This window comes from Oceanospirillum linum (assembly GCF_001995095.2).
Lineage (GTDB): Bacteria > Pseudomonadota > Gammaproteobacteria > Pseudomonadales > Halomonadaceae > Oceanospirillum > Oceanospirillum linum.
In genome coordinates, this window is sequence record NZ_MTSD02000052.1 from 1 (window position 1) to 525 (window position 525).

1 protein-coding gene is annotated in these 525 nt (G+C 57.9%); it reads left to right on the forward strand.

Annotation, left to right across the window (positions count from 1 at the left end; translation table 11 throughout):
* Nucleotides 1-42: 42 nt before the first annotated feature.
* The coding region (locus BTA35_RS19025; protein ID WP_238377628.1) for an adenoviridae leader/packaging 3 family protein at nt 43-525 on the forward strand (483 nt) is incomplete at its 3' end.

Sequence of the window (525 nt, forward strand, 5' to 3'; positions counted from 1 at the left end):
GTGCGCACGCTTGTGGCGCGCGAGGAGGTGGCTATAGGACTGATGCATCTGTGGGACTTTGTAAGCGCGCTGGAGCAAAACCCAAATAGCAAGCCGCTCATGGCGCAGCTGTTCCTTATAGTGCAGCACAGCAGGGACAACGAGGCATTCAGGGATGCGCTGCTAAACATAGTAGAGCCCGAGGGCCGCTGGCTGCTCGATTTGATAAACATTCTGCAGAGCATAGTGGTGCAGGAGCGCAGCTTGAGCCTGGCTGACAAGGTGGCCGCCATTAACTATTCCATGCTCAGTCTGGGCAAGTTTTACGCCCGCAAGATATACCATACCCCTTACGTTCCCATAGACAAGGAGGTAAAGATCGAGGGGTTCTACATGCGCATGGCGTTGAAGGTGCTTACCTTGAGCGACGACCTGGGCGTTTATCGCAACGAGCGCATCCACAAGGCCGTGAGCGTGAGCCGGCGGCGCGAGCTCAGCGACCGCGAGCTGATGCACAGCCTGCAAAGGGCCCTGGCTGGCACGGGC